This is a genomic window from Bradyrhizobium sp. T-12 (assembly GCF_058314695.1).
Genome location: NZ_JBZFQJ010000002.1, coordinates 1 through 14141 on the forward strand (window position 1 = coordinate 1; position 14141 = coordinate 14141).

Sequence of the window (14141 nt, forward strand, 5' to 3'; positions counted from 1 at the left end):
ATGAGAGTTTTTGAGACAGAGGAGGGGTGGCCGGAGACAGCGAGCGCGCGCATTTCCTGCCATGCCACTCTACTCTCTGGTCAACTCCGCTCGTTGGGCGCCGCCCTTTTTCCACCAGCGGCTGCCAAGACTCTTCGCCCGTTCTCCTCCGGAGAGGTGGCCAAGATCGTTCGCGTGTCAGACGGCTATTTGCGGCAACTTTCCCTCGACGGCCTGGGACCTGCCCCCGCGATCGGTCATGGCGGGCGGCGGTCGTATACCTTAGCTCAAGTGAATGAGCTGCGGGCCTATCTGGCTGCAGCCCGCCCGCGGGAGGCAGTTGATTTTCTCCCACGGCGGCGCCCCGGCGAAAAGCTTCAAATCATCACGGTCGCTAATTTCAAGGGCGGCTCGGCCAAAACAACGACCGCCCTGTATCTGGCCCAATATCTCGCCCTTTCCGGCTTTCGAGTTCTGGCCATCGACCTCGATCCGCAAGCCTCTTTGTCGGCCATGTTCGGCTATCAGCCGGAATTCGACATTGGGCAAAGCGAAACCATTTACGGCGCCATCCGCTATGACGACCAGCGCCGCCCCATGCGTGAAGTTGTGCGGCCGACCTATTTCGAGGGTATAGGCCTAGTGCCTGGCAATCTCGAACTCATGGAGTTTGAGCATCACACGCCGCGCGCCATGGTCGAGCGCCGCGAACGTGGACATGATCTTTTTTTTCGCCGCCTAGCGAGCGCAATCGATCAGGTAAGCGACGACTATGATGTCGTGGTGATCGACTGCCCACCTCAGCTCGGCTACCTGACGATGGGCGCTTTGAATGCGGCGACGGCGATGCTGGTGACAATCCACCCGCAGATGGTCGATGTCGCATCGATGAGCCAATTCCTTCTGATGACGTCGGATTTGATGTCCGTCATCGAGGAGGCGGGCGGCCGCCTCGATCACGATTTCATCCGCTATGTGATCACGCGCCATGATCCGAATGACGTGCCTGAGGCTCAGATCGTTGCGCTGCTGCGCAATCTGTTCCGCGAAAACGTGCTGCAAGCGACAGCCTGGAAATCCACTGCGATCTCCAATGCTGGCCTGACAAAACAATCGCTCTATGAGCTTGACCGCGGATCCGTCGGACGCGGCGCCTATGACAGGGCGGTTGAATCTGTCGATGCTATCAATGCGGAGATCGTGCAGCTGCTGAAGAAGGTGTGGGGACGATGAGCAAGCGCACGGATGCTATCAGGGGGCTTTTTACTGCCGCACCTCAGACGAGTCCGTTGTCAGCTGACAACACAGCACCAGCGCCGCTGGCGCGGGTGTCGTCAGGTGCTGTGCGCTCGCTGAAGGAATCTTTCTCAGAAGTTGAGAAGGAGAATCAGGAGCTTCGGGACAAGCTCACATCTGGCGCGACGATCGTAGAGATCGATCCCGGTCTGATAGATCCCTCGCCCGTGTCTGATCGTTTTCGCGACGACGACACGGCTTCTTACGAACTTCTCAAGCAATCGATTTCGCAGATCGGCCAGGAGGTTCCTGTCCTCGTCCGCAAGCATCCGACAATGCCGGGACGATATCAGAGCGCTTATGGTCATCGCCGGGTGCGTGCCGCGCGCGAGCTGGGTATTGCCGTCAAAGCGATCCTAAAACCGCTCTCCGACGAAGCCCTCGTCGTGGCACAAGGCCTTGAGAACGCGCCGCGGGAGGATTTGAGCTTCATCGAGCGCGCGATGTTCGCAATGCGCATCGAAGATGCCGGGCACAAGCGCGCAGTCGTTCAAGACGCGCTCGCAGTCGATAGGGCCGAAGCGTCAAAACTGATTGCGGTTGCGAGATCCATTCCGCCCGACATTATCGATGCTATTGGCAAGGCCCCAAAGGTTGGCCGCGGGCGATGGCAGAGCTTTGCTGATCTCTTGGCGGATGCGTCGGTGATCGACCGCGTAAGGGCGGCGATCGGGGACGACAAGTTCGCCGGCCGTGAGTCAGACGACAGATTTCTGACGGTGTTCTCGGCCGCGAATAAACCTGCTGCAACTCGCCAATTCGCGCGATCGTCTGCTGTGCTCGCCTCAGATGGACAGCGCATCGCTCAGGTCCGTCAGGGCGATCGAGAACTCAAGTTGACCATCGACAAGAAGGTCCCGGCGTTGTTCGCGGACTTTCTTATCACCCAGCTTCCGAACCTGTTCGAGACGTTTTGCAAATCGGACAGATCCGAGGAGACCACCGGGGCTTAGCCGCCTCATGAACAACCGCGAACCAGGAGCAGCACGGCAAAAGAAAAAAGGCCCCCGCAACGTCACCGTCCCGGAAGCCTCTCTTCGTAGTTTGGCGACTAAAGAGAATCACTTCCGCGCACCATAGTCAAGAGTCTTGTGAGAGACGGCGCCGTTTCGGCGAGCAGATTTTCTTTGCCCGCATAAGGCAAAGACATGCAATCACGTGCCCCAACGACGCCCTTTGGGCGGCGCTCGTTGAAGCTTGCCCATGTGGCAACACAAGTCGCAGTATCGACCAGGCCATCGGAAAAGATCGTCCATAAATGGAAGATCTTTCAGGCCATCTGCATCGCAAGGCCGCGCCTCGGTATCTCTGAGCGTGCGCTGACGGTGCTGGATGCTCTGCTCAGCTTTCATCCCGAGACTACGCTCACGGGTGAGGGTGACCTCATCGTGTTTCCGTCAAACAATCAGCTGACGCTGCGAGCTCACGGCATGCCGGTGTCCACGTTGCGGCGTCATCTCGCTGTGCTTGTCGACGCCGGGCTCATCGTTCGCAGGGATAGTCCGAACGGCAAGCGCTACGCTCGCAAAGGCAGCGGCGGTGACATCGAGCGCGCCTTTGGCTTTGACTTGTCGCCACTCGTCGTTCGCGCCGAAGAGTTCGAGAGGCTGGCTGAGGAAATCAAAGCGGAGGCTCGTGCTATCAAACATGCGCGCGAGCGCATCACACTCTGCCGTCGTGACATCGCCAAGATGATTGCAACGGGCATCGAGGAAAACGTGCCGACCCACAGGGAATGGAAGGGGCCGGCTGATTGGGACGAGGTGCATCGGGCATTCCGTTCGATCGTCGAGACGATTCCACGCCGGGCGACCTGCCAAGAACTTGAGGCGATCGCCGACGAACTATCGCAGCTTGCCGACGACGTCCTCAATCTGCTGGAAACTCACGTCCAAGCAGCAAATATGAGCGCCAATGAGTCCCATACTGAGCGTCACTTACAGAATTCAAACCCAAACACTCTTACTGAACTTGAACCTAGCCTCCAAGAAGGCAGGGCGGCGAGTACCGAGCCGCAACCACAACCGGCGCGATTTGCGGAAGGCTCCTATCCTTTGGGTATGGTCTTGAGCGCATGTCCAGACATCGTCGACTACGCCAAGGGAGGGATTTCAAACTGGCGCGATTTCATTGCGACTGCGGCGGTCGTTCGATCCATGCTTGGCATCAGTCCCAGCGCGTGGGAGGAGGCGCAGAGCGTCATGGGGGAGACTCAGGCTGCAATTGTGGTCGGCTGCATCCTGCAGCGAGGGGAGGTCATCCGTTCAGCCGGCGGATATCTGCGGGGGCTGACGCGAAAAGCCGAGGCCGGCGAATTCTCGCTCGGGCCAATCCTAATGGCGCAGATCAACTCACGACTGCACGAAAAACGAAGGGCCTAACGGCTAGTCTAGGTAAGTGTCTCTTGGGCCCAGCGGCTCGGGCCGTCGCAGGTTTGATGTTGAGGTTCAATTTGAAGAGGTCTTGGCTAACGGACTGGGCGCGAAGGCGACAGCACCTCAAGAAACGTCAGGCCAACATTGCGTACGGGCTAATGAGCGGTGACACCCACAGATTAGATCGTATGCGCCGTCGTTTTGCAACGACCTCAAGGCGCCTGATTCGTTCGCCGCAGCGCAGCAATTATCCGCCGCCAATTAAGCCCTTCGAATCTGTCTTGGCCTTGCATCGCTGTCTTTACGTCATGGCGCGCAGCCACGGCTGGCGCCATGGCGTCGACCACCGCCGGTACGAACTGCGGAACGTCCGCTTTTGTTGCCGGCGCCAGGTAAACACCTGTTGCGGTATCAGCCCGTGTCGTCGGGCATCTCGTCGCCGCCAGCGCCCACGAGTTTTGGCCGAGTGATATGCCTCGATAATGCTGCGCCGCGCTCGAGCATAGCTCTATAAGCCGCGCGACCATGCGTCCGCGAGTCTAAACGAAATGCTCAGGTCCGAGAATTATAAGGCTAACGTTTCTCATCTGCGACCTGCCGTGTGGGTAAACAAAAACCTGATCTGACGATCAGCCAAGGCACGAAGGCAATGCGCAACGGAACCAATCGTGCCGGCCGTTTAGACGGTCCACGCCTAAAAAAGGGTAACCCCGGCATTGCTGCCAGGGTTTGTGCTGTTGGATTTTGCTCAGCGAGATCCCGGATCGGCGGTACACCGCTTGCGCGCTGCACCGCGTCCGGGACGACTCGTCGTTAGAAGTCCATGCCGCCCATGCCGCCGGCGGGGGGCATCGCGGGGCCGGCAGCGGCCTTCTTCGGCAGCTCGGCGACCATGGCTTCGGTGGTGATCAGGAGCGCTGCAACGGAGGCTGCGTTCTGGATCGCGGTGCGGACCACCTTGGTCGGGTCGATGATGCCTTTGGAGACCAGGTTGCCGTATTCGCCGGTCTGGCTGTCGAAGCCGTAGGCGTACTGGTCCTTCTCCAGGATCTTGCCGATGATCACCGAGCCGTCTTCACCGGCGTTGATCGCGATCTGGCGAGCGGGAGCCGACAGCGCCTTGCGCACGATCTCGACGCCGGTCTTCTGGTCGTCGTTCTTGGTGCGCAGGCCCTTGAGCTGCTCGGAGGCACGGAGCAGGGCGACGCCGCCGCCCGGGACGATGCCTTCCTCGACAGCCGCGCGGGTCGCATGCATCGCGTCATCAACGCGATCCTTGCGCTCCTTCACCTCGACCTCGGTCGCGCCGCCGACGCGGATCACCGCGACGCCGCCTGCGAGCTTGGCAAGACGCTCCTGGAGCTTCTCACGGTCGTAGTCCGAGGTGGTCTCCTCGATCTGCGCCTTGATCTGGGCCACGCGCGCCTCGATGTCGGCCTTCTTGCCGGCGCCATTGACGATCGTGGTGTTCTCCTTGTCGATCATCACCTTCTTGGCGCGACCGAGCATGTTGAGCGTGACGTTCTCGAGCTTGATGCCGAGATCTTCCGAGATCGCCTGGCCGCCGATCAGGATCGCGATGTCCTGCAGCATGGCCTTGCGGCGATCGCCGAAGCCCGGAGCCTTGACGGCCGCGACCTTCAGGCCGCCGCGCAGACGGTTCACAACAAGCGTGGCCAAGGCCTCGCCTTCGACGTCCTCGGCGACGATGACCAGCGGCTTGCCGGTCTGCACCACGGCCTCGAGCAGCGGCAGCAGCTCGTTCAGCGAGGAGAGCTTCTTCTCGTTGATGAGGATGTAGGCGTCGTCCATCTCAACGCGCATCTTGTCGGCGTTGGTGACGAAGTAGGGCGAGATGTAGCCGCGGTCGAACTGCATGCCCTCGACGACGTCGAGCTCGGTCTCGAGCGACTTGGCTTCCTCGACGGTGATGACACCCTCGTTGCCGACCTTCTTCATGGCGTCGGAGAGGAACTTGCCGATCTCCTGGTCGCCGTTGGCCGAGATGGTGCCGACCTGGGCGATCTCGTCGTTCGAGGTGACCTTCTTGGAGTTCTTCTGGAGGTCTGCAACCACAGCCTCGACCGCGAGGTCGATACCGCGCTTGAGGTCCATCGGGTTCATGCCGGCGGCGACCGACTTGGCGCCTTCCTTCACGATCGCCTGGGCCAGCACGGTGGCGGTGGTGGTGCCGTCGCCGGCCGCGTCAGCGGACTTCGAGGCGACTTCGCGCACCATCTGGGCGCCCATGTTCTCGAACTTGTCGTCGAGCTCGATCTCCTTGGCGACGGTGACGCCGTCCTTGGTGATGCGGGGAGCGCCGAACGACTTGTCGAGCACGACGTTGCGGCCCTTCGGACCGAGCGTGACCTTCACCGCGTTGGCGAGGACGTCGACGCCGCGCAGCATCTTGTCGCGCGCTTCAACCGAGAATTTGACTTCTTTGGCTGCCATCTGGAATTTTCCTTAAGGTGTTTGACTGGAGGGAGGAGGGAGGCTCTTAAGCCGCCTTCTTCTTGGACTCGGCGACCTCGAGAACGCCCATCACGTCGCTCTCCTTCATGATCAGCAGGTCCTGGCCGTCGATCTTGACCTCGGTGCCGGACCACTTGCCGAACAGCACGCGGTCGCCGACCTTCAGGTCGATCGGGATCAGCTTGCCAGCTTCGTCGCGGCCACCGGGGCCGACGGCGACGACTTCGCCCTGGGAGGGCTTTTCCTTGGCAGTGTCGGGAATGATGATGCCGCCAGCGGTCTTCTCTTCTGCGTCGATGCGCTTGACCACGACGCGGTCGTGAAGCGGACGGAATTTCATGCAGTCCTCCTAATATTTGCACGAGTTGAGACTTCAACCTTGTGAGCAATCGATGCCTACGAGTGCTAGCGCAGACGCAGCTGAAATAGGACGGGGCTTCTACAGGAGCAAGAGCTTCCAGCAAAAAATCACACTCAGAAGTCGTCTCTGCCAGAATCATTTATCGTAGCTAACTGGCCCGGCCGCTATTAGCGCAGTGTGAGGTTGCCCTGCTCGGCCGAGGTCTGCACGATTTCGCGGCGGATGCTCTTGGCCTGGAAGAACGCTCAGACATTGGTGCGCTCGAGAGTCTTAGTAGTTGCTAAAGCCATTCTTGGTCTCATTGACTGCTCGGATACGGCTCCGGCCGAAACGAACCCTAGCGCTGATGAACGCGCGACGTAACAGGAGTTCGCCGGGCTTGCTTCAGTGGACGGAATTCTCATCGAGTTAGCCGCGACATCCGCAACAGCCAAGGAGTGTGAACAGGTTCGGGATGCCGTCTCGTTCTAGGCAAGCCGATCTTGAAAAATAGCGCCTTTTTTCATCTCGCTCCATCGCTAACCTTGGCAGTTGACCGGAGCTGGATGAAAGCGGCCAGGGGCCGGCGGCGACCTCTTCAAGGAGCTGAACGAAACGCCCGCGCGGGAGAACTGAATCAAGACGAGATCAGCGCTCACGCAAAGTTCAATCGCGCTTCGTCCGCCCTTCTTCCGCGGTGATGCTGATGATCGTATACGCATGCTTCTCGCGTCTTATATTGCGACGAGATGGGCTTCCGGGGAGGCAACGAGATGCAACGCCCCCGGTTTCACCGCATCTTCTTCAGACCGCTCGCGAAGAGTGGGGGCGGCACACGACTGGATCGGGGGATACGCCGAGTCCGCCCCCGCATCACCTTGAGAGGATTGGTGACGCGAGTTTGAAGGTAGCAAACAAGGCGATAGCGTAGCTACTGCAACTATCTCACACCAGGATGGCTCGCATGAGGGTTGAATCGGCCGTGGCGATAGGTTGTATGCTGTTGGGTCCTCGGGTGTCCCGGCTGTGCGGAGAGAAGAAATGCCGATTGTCACGACAGCGAGCGCAAGTGACGGACAAAGAACATTGCAGACAAGACGAAAGATGTGGTTCGGAGCCTAACATCCATCAGCAACAATGCTTCGATTTTCGCCGTTAGTCGCCCCGCTCAACGCGGTCTTCAATCTCGATAGTGCGTCAGACTGACCTCTTTTTGCGCTCTGATCTTCCCCCGAGAAAGCGGACGGGTTTAAGCGGCTTTTAGCTCCATCTCGATCGGAGGGATATATCCGATGGCGGAATAGAGCCTGGTTCGATTGGAGAAGCCCGCGATGAAGGCGAAGATGTCGCGCCGGGCTTCGGCACGGGTCTGGTACTGACGATGATGAACGAGCTCGGTCTTGAGGGTGTGGAAGAACCTCTCCATCGGGGCATTGTCGTAGCAGTCGATGCGTCAGGCCCGCGGCGGTAAGGGCCGCGCGATACTCGTGTGAAGCGTACTGCACTCCGCGATCGGAATGATGGACCAATCCGGCGTCCGGCCGCTGCTGGCGAAGCGCCATCGTCAGTGCGGAGGAGACGAGTTCGACCCGCATGTGATCCGGCATCGCCCAACCGACGATCTTGCGGCTGAAGAGGTCCATGACGGCTGCCAGGTACAGCCAGTCCTCCGCCGTGGGACGTAGGTGATATCGGCCAGCCAGACCCGGTTTGGGGCCGCGGCGGTGAAGTCGCGCGCGATCAGGTTTGGTGCGATCGGCAGATTGTGGCGACTGTCGGTGGTGCGGACGCGACATGGCGGCGCCATGATCGCCCGAATGCCATGCCGTCGCATCAGCCGTTCGATCCGGCCACGGCTGGCCCACGTCCCCGCGTCCGCAGGGCGGCGTGGACTCGAGAACTGCCGCTGGCTGCTCTCGCGATGGACCTGCCGGATCTCGGCATCGGCGTCGCCTGCGTGGTGGGCCGCCACGCCGCCGATGCCGGCTCCTGCCGGAATTTGTCTATCCAGCGGCGCAGCACCGCGCAGACCGAGCTCCTTGGCGACCGATCCGATCGATCGACCACTCGATACCGCCAGTTCAACGGCCTAGCGTTTGTAGTCCTCTGTGAACCATCGAAGTTGACGTTCTGGCATTCGATACCTCCGGGCTCTCTGAGCTACTACAGGTGTCCACTTATTCGGAGGAGGTGCAGAAGTCCTATCTCACGAGCGTCAGAAAGGCGCCGATGCATCAGCCGCTCAGAGCAGCCGTCATGGATTTTGAGGTGGTGCATGATCGCGTGCTGCGCGATCACATTGGCGTTCGAGGTCATATGTCCCTGCAACTTCCTGGCCGCAGAAACGATCTCCGGGGGGCTGCTAAATAGCCCAGTCGCCAGCGAGTGATCGCCAGTTCCTTGGAGAAAGCGTTGACCAGGATCGTCCGTGAACGTACGCCGGGCTGCGCCATGACAATCGATTCATGGCGCTCACGAGTGAATACGAAGCTGGAATAGCATTCGTCGGAAAAGATCCATAACTGGTAGTTGATGCGAGGCCTCCGATAGCTCGAAGGGTACTTCGATCATAGACTGCACCAGTAGGATTGTTGGGCGAGTTGACGATAATGGATTTCGTGCGCGGTGTACCAGCGGCGCGGATTGCGTCAATATCGGAATTATATCGGGGCGGGCGGGCATCAACGAACACGGGTTTTGCGCCAGCGAGAAGAACCTGGGACGGGAATGTCGGCCGGCAGGGACGAATGGCGATGGCCTCGTCACCCGGATCCAGCAGAGCCAACGCAACATTGAGCAGCCCTTGTTTTGCATCCGCTTCGAGACTCTAACTGCCGCTGGATGAACATTCAGTGGCAGGTCAGCAGTTATAACGATATCGTTCAAATGCCAGCCGATGCCGGTTTCCGATGACAGCTTTTCGGCAACGGCGCTGCGAAGCGGCGTCAGGCCGATGGCATCCGTATAGCGGTTTATCTTGGCCTTGATGGCGGCAATTGCCCCCTCGCGGGCCGATGATGGTGGATCGATGATCACTTCACCCGCCGCCAGATCGATGATCGGACGGCGCCATCGGCAGCTAACTTAGCTGCGTCACGAGCGGCGGCAGTGCCCGAACCTAAAAGCAAAGACAGTGGTTGCGCCAGCAGGCGCTCCTCCTGAGCTGATTGTGGTCTTTCACGATCGAACCACTCGGCCGCATTTCGCGATCTGCTCAGTCATAGGTCGCGCTTCGATTACGGCGAACTCCGCAGCAGATGAAGCCTCATAGCCACTCGAGATAGGCGCTCCCTCCTCAATCCAGGCAATGCGTCCTTTCGATTGAAAAGGGCAGCAGAACGTCCTCCCGCCGGAGTATCGGAAACCGCAACGCCAAACCAATGTGCTCGAAACCGCTACTGAGGCGGTGTTCACCAACAGCGCGCGAGCGACTCCGTCGTGGCCAATCGGCGTGGCACATCGGTGGAATGTGGAACCTGCGCGCCGGATGATCGTGTCAGCGAGCCGATCACGCCCTTCCACGCTAAAGGAGAGGACGCACTGACCGTGCTGCATTTCTGCGGTCGATTGTACAGCGCATTGATCACGTGCATTGGCAAGAACAGACTGTGATTCGGGTCGCATGCGGAATTCCTTGCAAGTGACGTGTGAGCAGTCGGGCGCACGTCGGTCAAATATTTGATGCACCGACGCCACCATATCAATTGATAAGTGTGGTAGTTGATCGCACAACCTGTAAGGCATTGGCTTCAGTGGAATGCGCTCTGCAATTCAAAGATCTTCGGTGCTGTCGATGGCGTAACGCCTGAGATCGTCGCATGCATGGCTGCGAGCTGCAACTTTCGAACAGACAAGCAAGAAGCTTTTCTGTGCGGGCCTTGTAGCTCCGGACTCGATGATATCGTGCAGGGCCGCAACGATTGTCGACCTCGGGGTAGCGCCCAGAATTGCACCTGGTTCATCGTCTTAAATGGTCGTGGTCTATTGGCGAGAGGGTTGCCGCGGTTTGTTTCGTGCGGAAACCCGGAAATCGAGCCACGATCCGACAGGAGAAACGATCGACCCTTTCATTAACGGAGCTGCTGCGGCGACATCCGTTGCCTGGCCGATCATCAGATACTTTAAGCGGGACTATCGACAAGGGCGATTGAACCGCAACAATCGATCGAGAACGAGATATCGGGTGGATGAAGACCTATCCTGGGTCAAGATATCGCTCTTCCGCGCGAGCGAGTTCGTCGTACCTTAATAACTCGAAGATCTCTTCAAGGGTCGCGATAGCTGGCTCAATGCTGGCAACGCCTTCCTCAGCGATAATGCGGCCGCAGACGTGCCGCATTGCCGCAGTCGCAGCTCGCATGGAGTGATTGGCCCAGATCACGGTAGAGATGCCGGCATCACGGTATGACGAGACCGGCGTTCGATAGTATTTTGTTGGAACGATTACGACAGGTCGGTGGTTCTGCCAGGAACTCGCGAACGAGAGTATCTCGTCCGCCGTGCTCTTACGCGAGTGAATGAGGATCGCGTCGGCTCCCGCAGCGGCGTAAGCACTAGCGCGTACCAGTGCTTCGTCCATTCCATGGCCGGCGATCAGGGCTTCGATCCGAGCCACGAGGACCAAGTCTTCCGCCACTGTATCCTTCACTGCCCGCAGACGGCCGGAGAATTCATCGATATCTGCGAGCGGATGCCGATCGCCAATGAACGAGTTCATTTTCGGAAAGCAGCTGTCCTCAAGCGCGACGCCGGCAGCGCCGCGCTGACGGAGTTTCCGTGCCAGCAGGCGTGCATTGTTGAAGTTCCCGAAGCCGCCATCACCGTCAACGAGCACAGGCAGTTCGGTCGAGTCGACGATCCGCTCGACCACGTCGACGAGTTGGCTCCATGATGCTTCGTTGGCATCTCGGTAGCCAAGAGAGGAGGCGATTGCGAGGCCCGACGCCCACAGACCTTTGAATCCCGCGCGCTTGGCGATTGCGCCGGAGAGCGCATCGTGAGCTTCCATGAGGAAGGAGAGGTCGCGGTTGGAGCAGATCTGAGCGCGCAGCATTTCTGCAAGTGAGGCGCATGGTTTAGGGCGGTTGCCGAGAACTGACTGTGATTGCATCGCGACTCCTTTGTTGGGACATGTGACCGGCGGACATTCTCGGGATGTTCTGCCAGTTCTCGATCGAGGTAAGCCGATCGCGCTCGTGTGGCTCAAGCGATAGCTGACATGCATTATCTAGATAAATGCTTAGACGTGGCAGTTGACCGAACGACCAAATTATTGGCGAGCGCTGTGGGATACTTCGGGGAGTTCGGTTAAGCCCTAACATCGCACCTGCCCTGATTAACTCGCCGATCTGCCGCTCGAGCGCTGCCCGCTTGCATACTCCCTTAACAGCCACTTGGTGGTTCTATAGCGGCCGACGTAAAGCTTGTAGTTGCGGAGCCGCGCCCGCCTCTTGGCGGATTGCCGGCCGGTGCTGCCGTCCTCGTACAGTGGCTCCATGCTTATGTCGAAGTCGAGGTATGGCATCACCGTAAGCTCGAGGAAGCGAGCGCCTTCGAAGTCTTTGCCGCTATGGGCTGGTTTGTAGCTGGCACGAATCAGCATCGAGCGCAGCAGCATGTGATCCTCGCCATAGATCTGGGTGAAGATCTTGCGCTTCGGCCAGACGATCGACCGGGCGATGATTTCATTCTTGCGTTCCACATAGGCGCAGGCCAAATCGCCGGCGCCATAGGCGCGCGCCGGGTGCTCCGTGGCATTGCCGTAGCCGCCATACTTGCCGAGCTTTTCGACCGGTCCTGACATGCAGCTGGACGGGCCGACAATATAGACATGCTCGATCTCGTCCGGTGTTCGCGCTAGCTTCAGTTCGAGGCCCTGCTGATCGGCCGCGAACAGGTTGGCGAGTTGGGTGATCTCGTCCGCGCCGACGAAGTCGGCAAGGTACTTCTGCAGGTAGGTTCCGACCTTCATCTGAGTGTGGAGGTCTCGCTCACCATTTTCCACGCTCTCGGTGAAGGCAATCTTGCTTTTGTCCTTCCTGGAAACATGCAGAAAATGGTCTTTGGGAATCTGGTCGGCCCACCAGACGCCGGACGCAAAGAATGGTTTTTGATATTCGCCCCGGTCGAAGCGGGCCTGCTCGCGGCAGCGCCAGTTCGGGTCCGGTCCCTTGCGCGGGATCAGTTTACGGTTGAGGGTATTGGAAAGCCCGATCTTTTTCGACCCCCGCGTCTCTGCGATGGTTAGCGCCGCCTTGCTGGCACCGTCGACGAACGGCACGAATGTCCCGGGGGCGGGCATTTCGACGATCTGGTACATCAGGCGATGCCCGGTGCCGGCGAGCTGCGCCAGATCGGCCTCTGTGATTTTATTGTCGCTCATGCGTCATTTTCACGCGTCTGAATACTCGCCCTTAGCTTTGGCGGTGAGGCGGAGCCAAACAAAAGCGCCTCTAAAGCCTTCTCAGTGCTGTACTTGGCCAGGGCCTGAATTAACGGCCGCACATAATACTGTCTCTCTTCTTCCTGTATGAGCTTCGAATCGCTCAGCGAGGTCAGTGCCAGTTCGATCAACTCGATCGCCCGTTCCTTGTTGCCGCTCTCGTAATAGTACTCAGCGATCGCCCCATAAGACCGGAACTTATAGCCATCGGCTTGCGGTGGATTCAGCCATAAAATGTGTTCAGCCAAATCCCTGCCCATTGCAAAGCGCTCGGCAAGGGGGAGGTGCGAGGCATCATTTGCCGGATCGAAGAGTTGGGTTAGAGCCACCGTCATCAATTCCTCGGACCCTTTATCGATCGCGTCACGAACCAATTGGCGCATGACGGGCAAGCCGGCCCGTAAGTCGCGAATTTTGTGAAGCAACAGATTGACATGAATCTCACGAAGGTCGATTTCGTCCGGCATCAAGACGAGCCCCTCTTGGACCGCCGAGAGCGCCGTCGTCCAATCCTTTGCCCACAGCGCCGCCCGAAGTTTAGCGTAGATTGGCGAGGTGGGCGTTAGCTCGCGGGCTACCCGTTGGTTCTGCTCAATCCGCTTCGCGTCGGCGGCTTTAGCTTCTTCGCTGGTTCGCCAGACCCCTTGAAGAACCTTCGGCAAAACATCATTGAGTTGCATTGGATGTCCTATGAACGCGATGTGGCCGTCGCGATCGACGACGAAAGAGATGGGAATCCCGGAGCAAAACTGGGGTCTCCCCAAAGCTGCTTCATCTCGCCTGTGAAGTCGAACGCAATCCGATAGTTCAGTTTCGGAGACGTTTCGGTCAACCACGCCTCCAACTTGGTTCTGGCCTCGTCCGCCGTTGGTGCTTCTTCGCCACATGCGACTCCGATGACCTCAACTCCGCAATCTTTATATTTCTCCTGCAGTTGAACGAGATAGGGCATCGCCGCCGTCATACATCGTCCGCACCTACTTGCCCAAAATTCGACAATGTAGACTTTCCCGCACTCGAAGTTCGCAAGGGGCTGGCCACGCAGCCAACTCCCCACCTTGATGGGAGGAGCCAAAGATTCCATGCGCAGCGCCACGTTGCTGTCCGACATATTATCAAACCCTACGCGACTTATTTTGACCGCTTGTCTCTAAGAAACGGGTGGAGAGCATCGATCGCGTGCGTGCACTCAGCACTCTTAGTACTGCGTGTTTGCAATGAGTGTGCCAGCGGT

The 14141-nt window shown here is 58.9% G+C and carries 10 protein-coding genes and 2 pseudogenes; 3 read left to right on the forward strand and 9 right to left on the reverse strand.

From position 1 onward, the window contains the following. From repA to repC, 3 genes are all read left to right on the forward strand, one after another. Positions 1–1212 (forward strand): plasmid partitioning protein RepA, encoded by a 1212-nt coding sequence (repA, locus tag AC0WRY_RS34210; RefSeq protein ID WP_128929794.1) that lies wholly within the window; start codon positions 1–3, stop codon positions 1210–1212. Continuing rightward, positions 1209–2228, forward strand: a complete 1020-nt coding sequence (gene repB / locus AC0WRY_RS34215) for a plasmid partitioning protein RepB (protein WP_128929793.1) — start codon at positions 1209–1211, stop codon at positions 2226–2228. Before repA ends, repB begins: the two co-directional genes overlap by 4 nt. A gap of 195 nt (positions 2229–2423) precedes the next feature. After that, positions 2424–3656, forward strand: coding sequence for a plasmid replication protein RepC (repC, locus tag AC0WRY_RS34220; RefSeq protein ID WP_128929792.1), 1233 nt, complete (start codon positions 2424–2426; stop codon positions 3654–3656). A gap of 807 nt (positions 3657–4463) precedes the next feature. Here repC and groL read toward each other — a convergent pair. From groL to AC0WRY_RS34265, 9 genes and pseudogenes are all read right to left on the reverse strand, one after another. Continuing rightward, positions 4464–6104, reverse strand: coding sequence for a chaperonin GroEL (gene groL, locus AC0WRY_RS34225; RefSeq protein ID WP_301269862.1), 1641 nt, complete (start codon positions 6102–6104; stop codon positions 4464–4466). Between the two features lie 46 nt (positions 6105–6150). Then, on the reverse strand, positions 6151–6465 hold the full coding sequence (locus AC0WRY_RS34230) for a co-chaperone GroES (protein ID WP_128955103.1): 315 nt from the start codon (positions 6463–6465) through the stop codon (positions 6151–6153). A 1249-nt stretch (positions 6466–7714) separates the two neighbouring features. After that, positions 7715–8370: pseudogene (locus tag AC0WRY_RS34235) on the reverse strand (IS3 family transposase); the annotation flags it as partial. Between the two features lie 407 nt (positions 8371–8777). Beyond that, positions 8778–8999 carry an aminotransferase class I/II-fold pyridoxal phosphate-dependent enzyme gene (locus AC0WRY_RS34240; RefSeq protein WP_308421724.1) on the reverse strand — a complete coding sequence of 74 codons (222 nt, stop codon included), beginning with the start codon at positions 8997–8999 and terminating at the stop codon, positions 8778–8780. A 71-nt stretch (positions 9000–9070) separates the two neighbouring features. Continuing rightward, a pseudogene (locus tag AC0WRY_RS34245) lies at positions 9071–9250 on the reverse strand (DegT/DnrJ/EryC1/StrS family aminotransferase); the annotation flags it as partial. Positions 9251–10660: 1410 nt separating this feature from the next. Beyond that, positions 10661–11518 carry a phosphoenolpyruvate mutase gene (gene aepX / locus AC0WRY_RS34250; RefSeq protein WP_128930179.1) on the reverse strand — a complete coding sequence of 286 codons (858 nt, stop codon included), beginning with the start codon at positions 11516–11518 and terminating at the stop codon, positions 10661–10663. 282 nt (positions 11519–11800) lie between these two features. Then, positions 11801–12847 carry a hypothetical protein gene (locus tag AC0WRY_RS34255; protein WP_128929790.1) on the reverse strand — a complete coding sequence of 349 codons (1047 nt, stop codon included), beginning with the start codon at positions 12845–12847 and terminating at the stop codon, positions 11801–11803. Then, complete coding sequence (locus tag AC0WRY_RS34260) at positions 12844–13587, reverse strand: hypothetical protein (RefSeq protein WP_308421720.1); 744 nt, start codon at positions 13585–13587, stop codon at positions 12844–12846. The genes AC0WRY_RS34255 and AC0WRY_RS34260 overlap by 4 nt, the downstream gene beginning before the upstream one ends. A gap of 8 nt (positions 13588–13595) precedes the next feature. Next, positions 13596–14018 (reverse strand): TlpA disulfide reductase family protein, encoded by a 423-nt coding sequence (locus tag AC0WRY_RS34265; protein WP_308421721.1) that lies wholly within the window; start codon positions 14016–14018, stop codon positions 13596–13598. Positions 14019–14141 lie beyond the last annotated feature (123 nt).

What these genes read in the sequence shown, in the direction of transcription:
- AC0WRY_RS34255 (WP_128929790.1), bottom strand. Translation starts at nt 12,847, where the DNA reads ATGAGCGACAATAAAATCACAGAGGCCGATCTGGCGCAGCTCGCCGGC.
- AC0WRY_RS34265 (WP_308421721.1), bottom strand. Translation starts at nt 14,018, where the DNA reads ATGTCGGACAGCAACGTGGCGCTGCGCATGGAATCTTTGGCTCCTCCC.
- repC (WP_128929792.1), top strand. Translation starts at nt 2,424, where the DNA reads ATGCAATCACGTGCCCCAACGACGCCCTTTGGGCGGCGCTCGTTGAAG.
- repB (WP_128929793.1), top strand. Translation starts at nt 1,209, where the DNA reads ATGAGCAAGCGCACGGATGCTATCAGGGGGCTTTTTACTGCCGCACCT.
- groL (WP_301269862.1), bottom strand. Translation starts at nt 6,104, where the DNA reads ATGGCAGCCAAAGAAGTCAAATTCTCGGTTGAAGCGCGCGACAAGATG.
- AC0WRY_RS34260 (WP_308421720.1), bottom strand. Translation starts at nt 13,587, where the DNA reads ATGCAACTCAATGATGTTTTGCCGAAGGTTCTTCAAGGGGTCTGGCGA.
- AC0WRY_RS34230 (WP_128955103.1), bottom strand. Translation starts at nt 6,465, where the DNA reads ATGAAATTCCGTCCGCTTCACGACCGCGTCGTGGTCAAGCGCATCGAC.
- repA (WP_128929794.1), top strand. Translation starts at nt 1, where the DNA reads ATGAGAGTTTTTGAGACAGAGGAGGGGTGGCCGGAGACAGCGAGCGCG.
- aepX (WP_128930179.1), bottom strand. Translation starts at nt 11,518, where the DNA reads ATGCTGCGCGCTCAGATCTGCTCCAACCGCGACCTCTCCTTCCTCATG.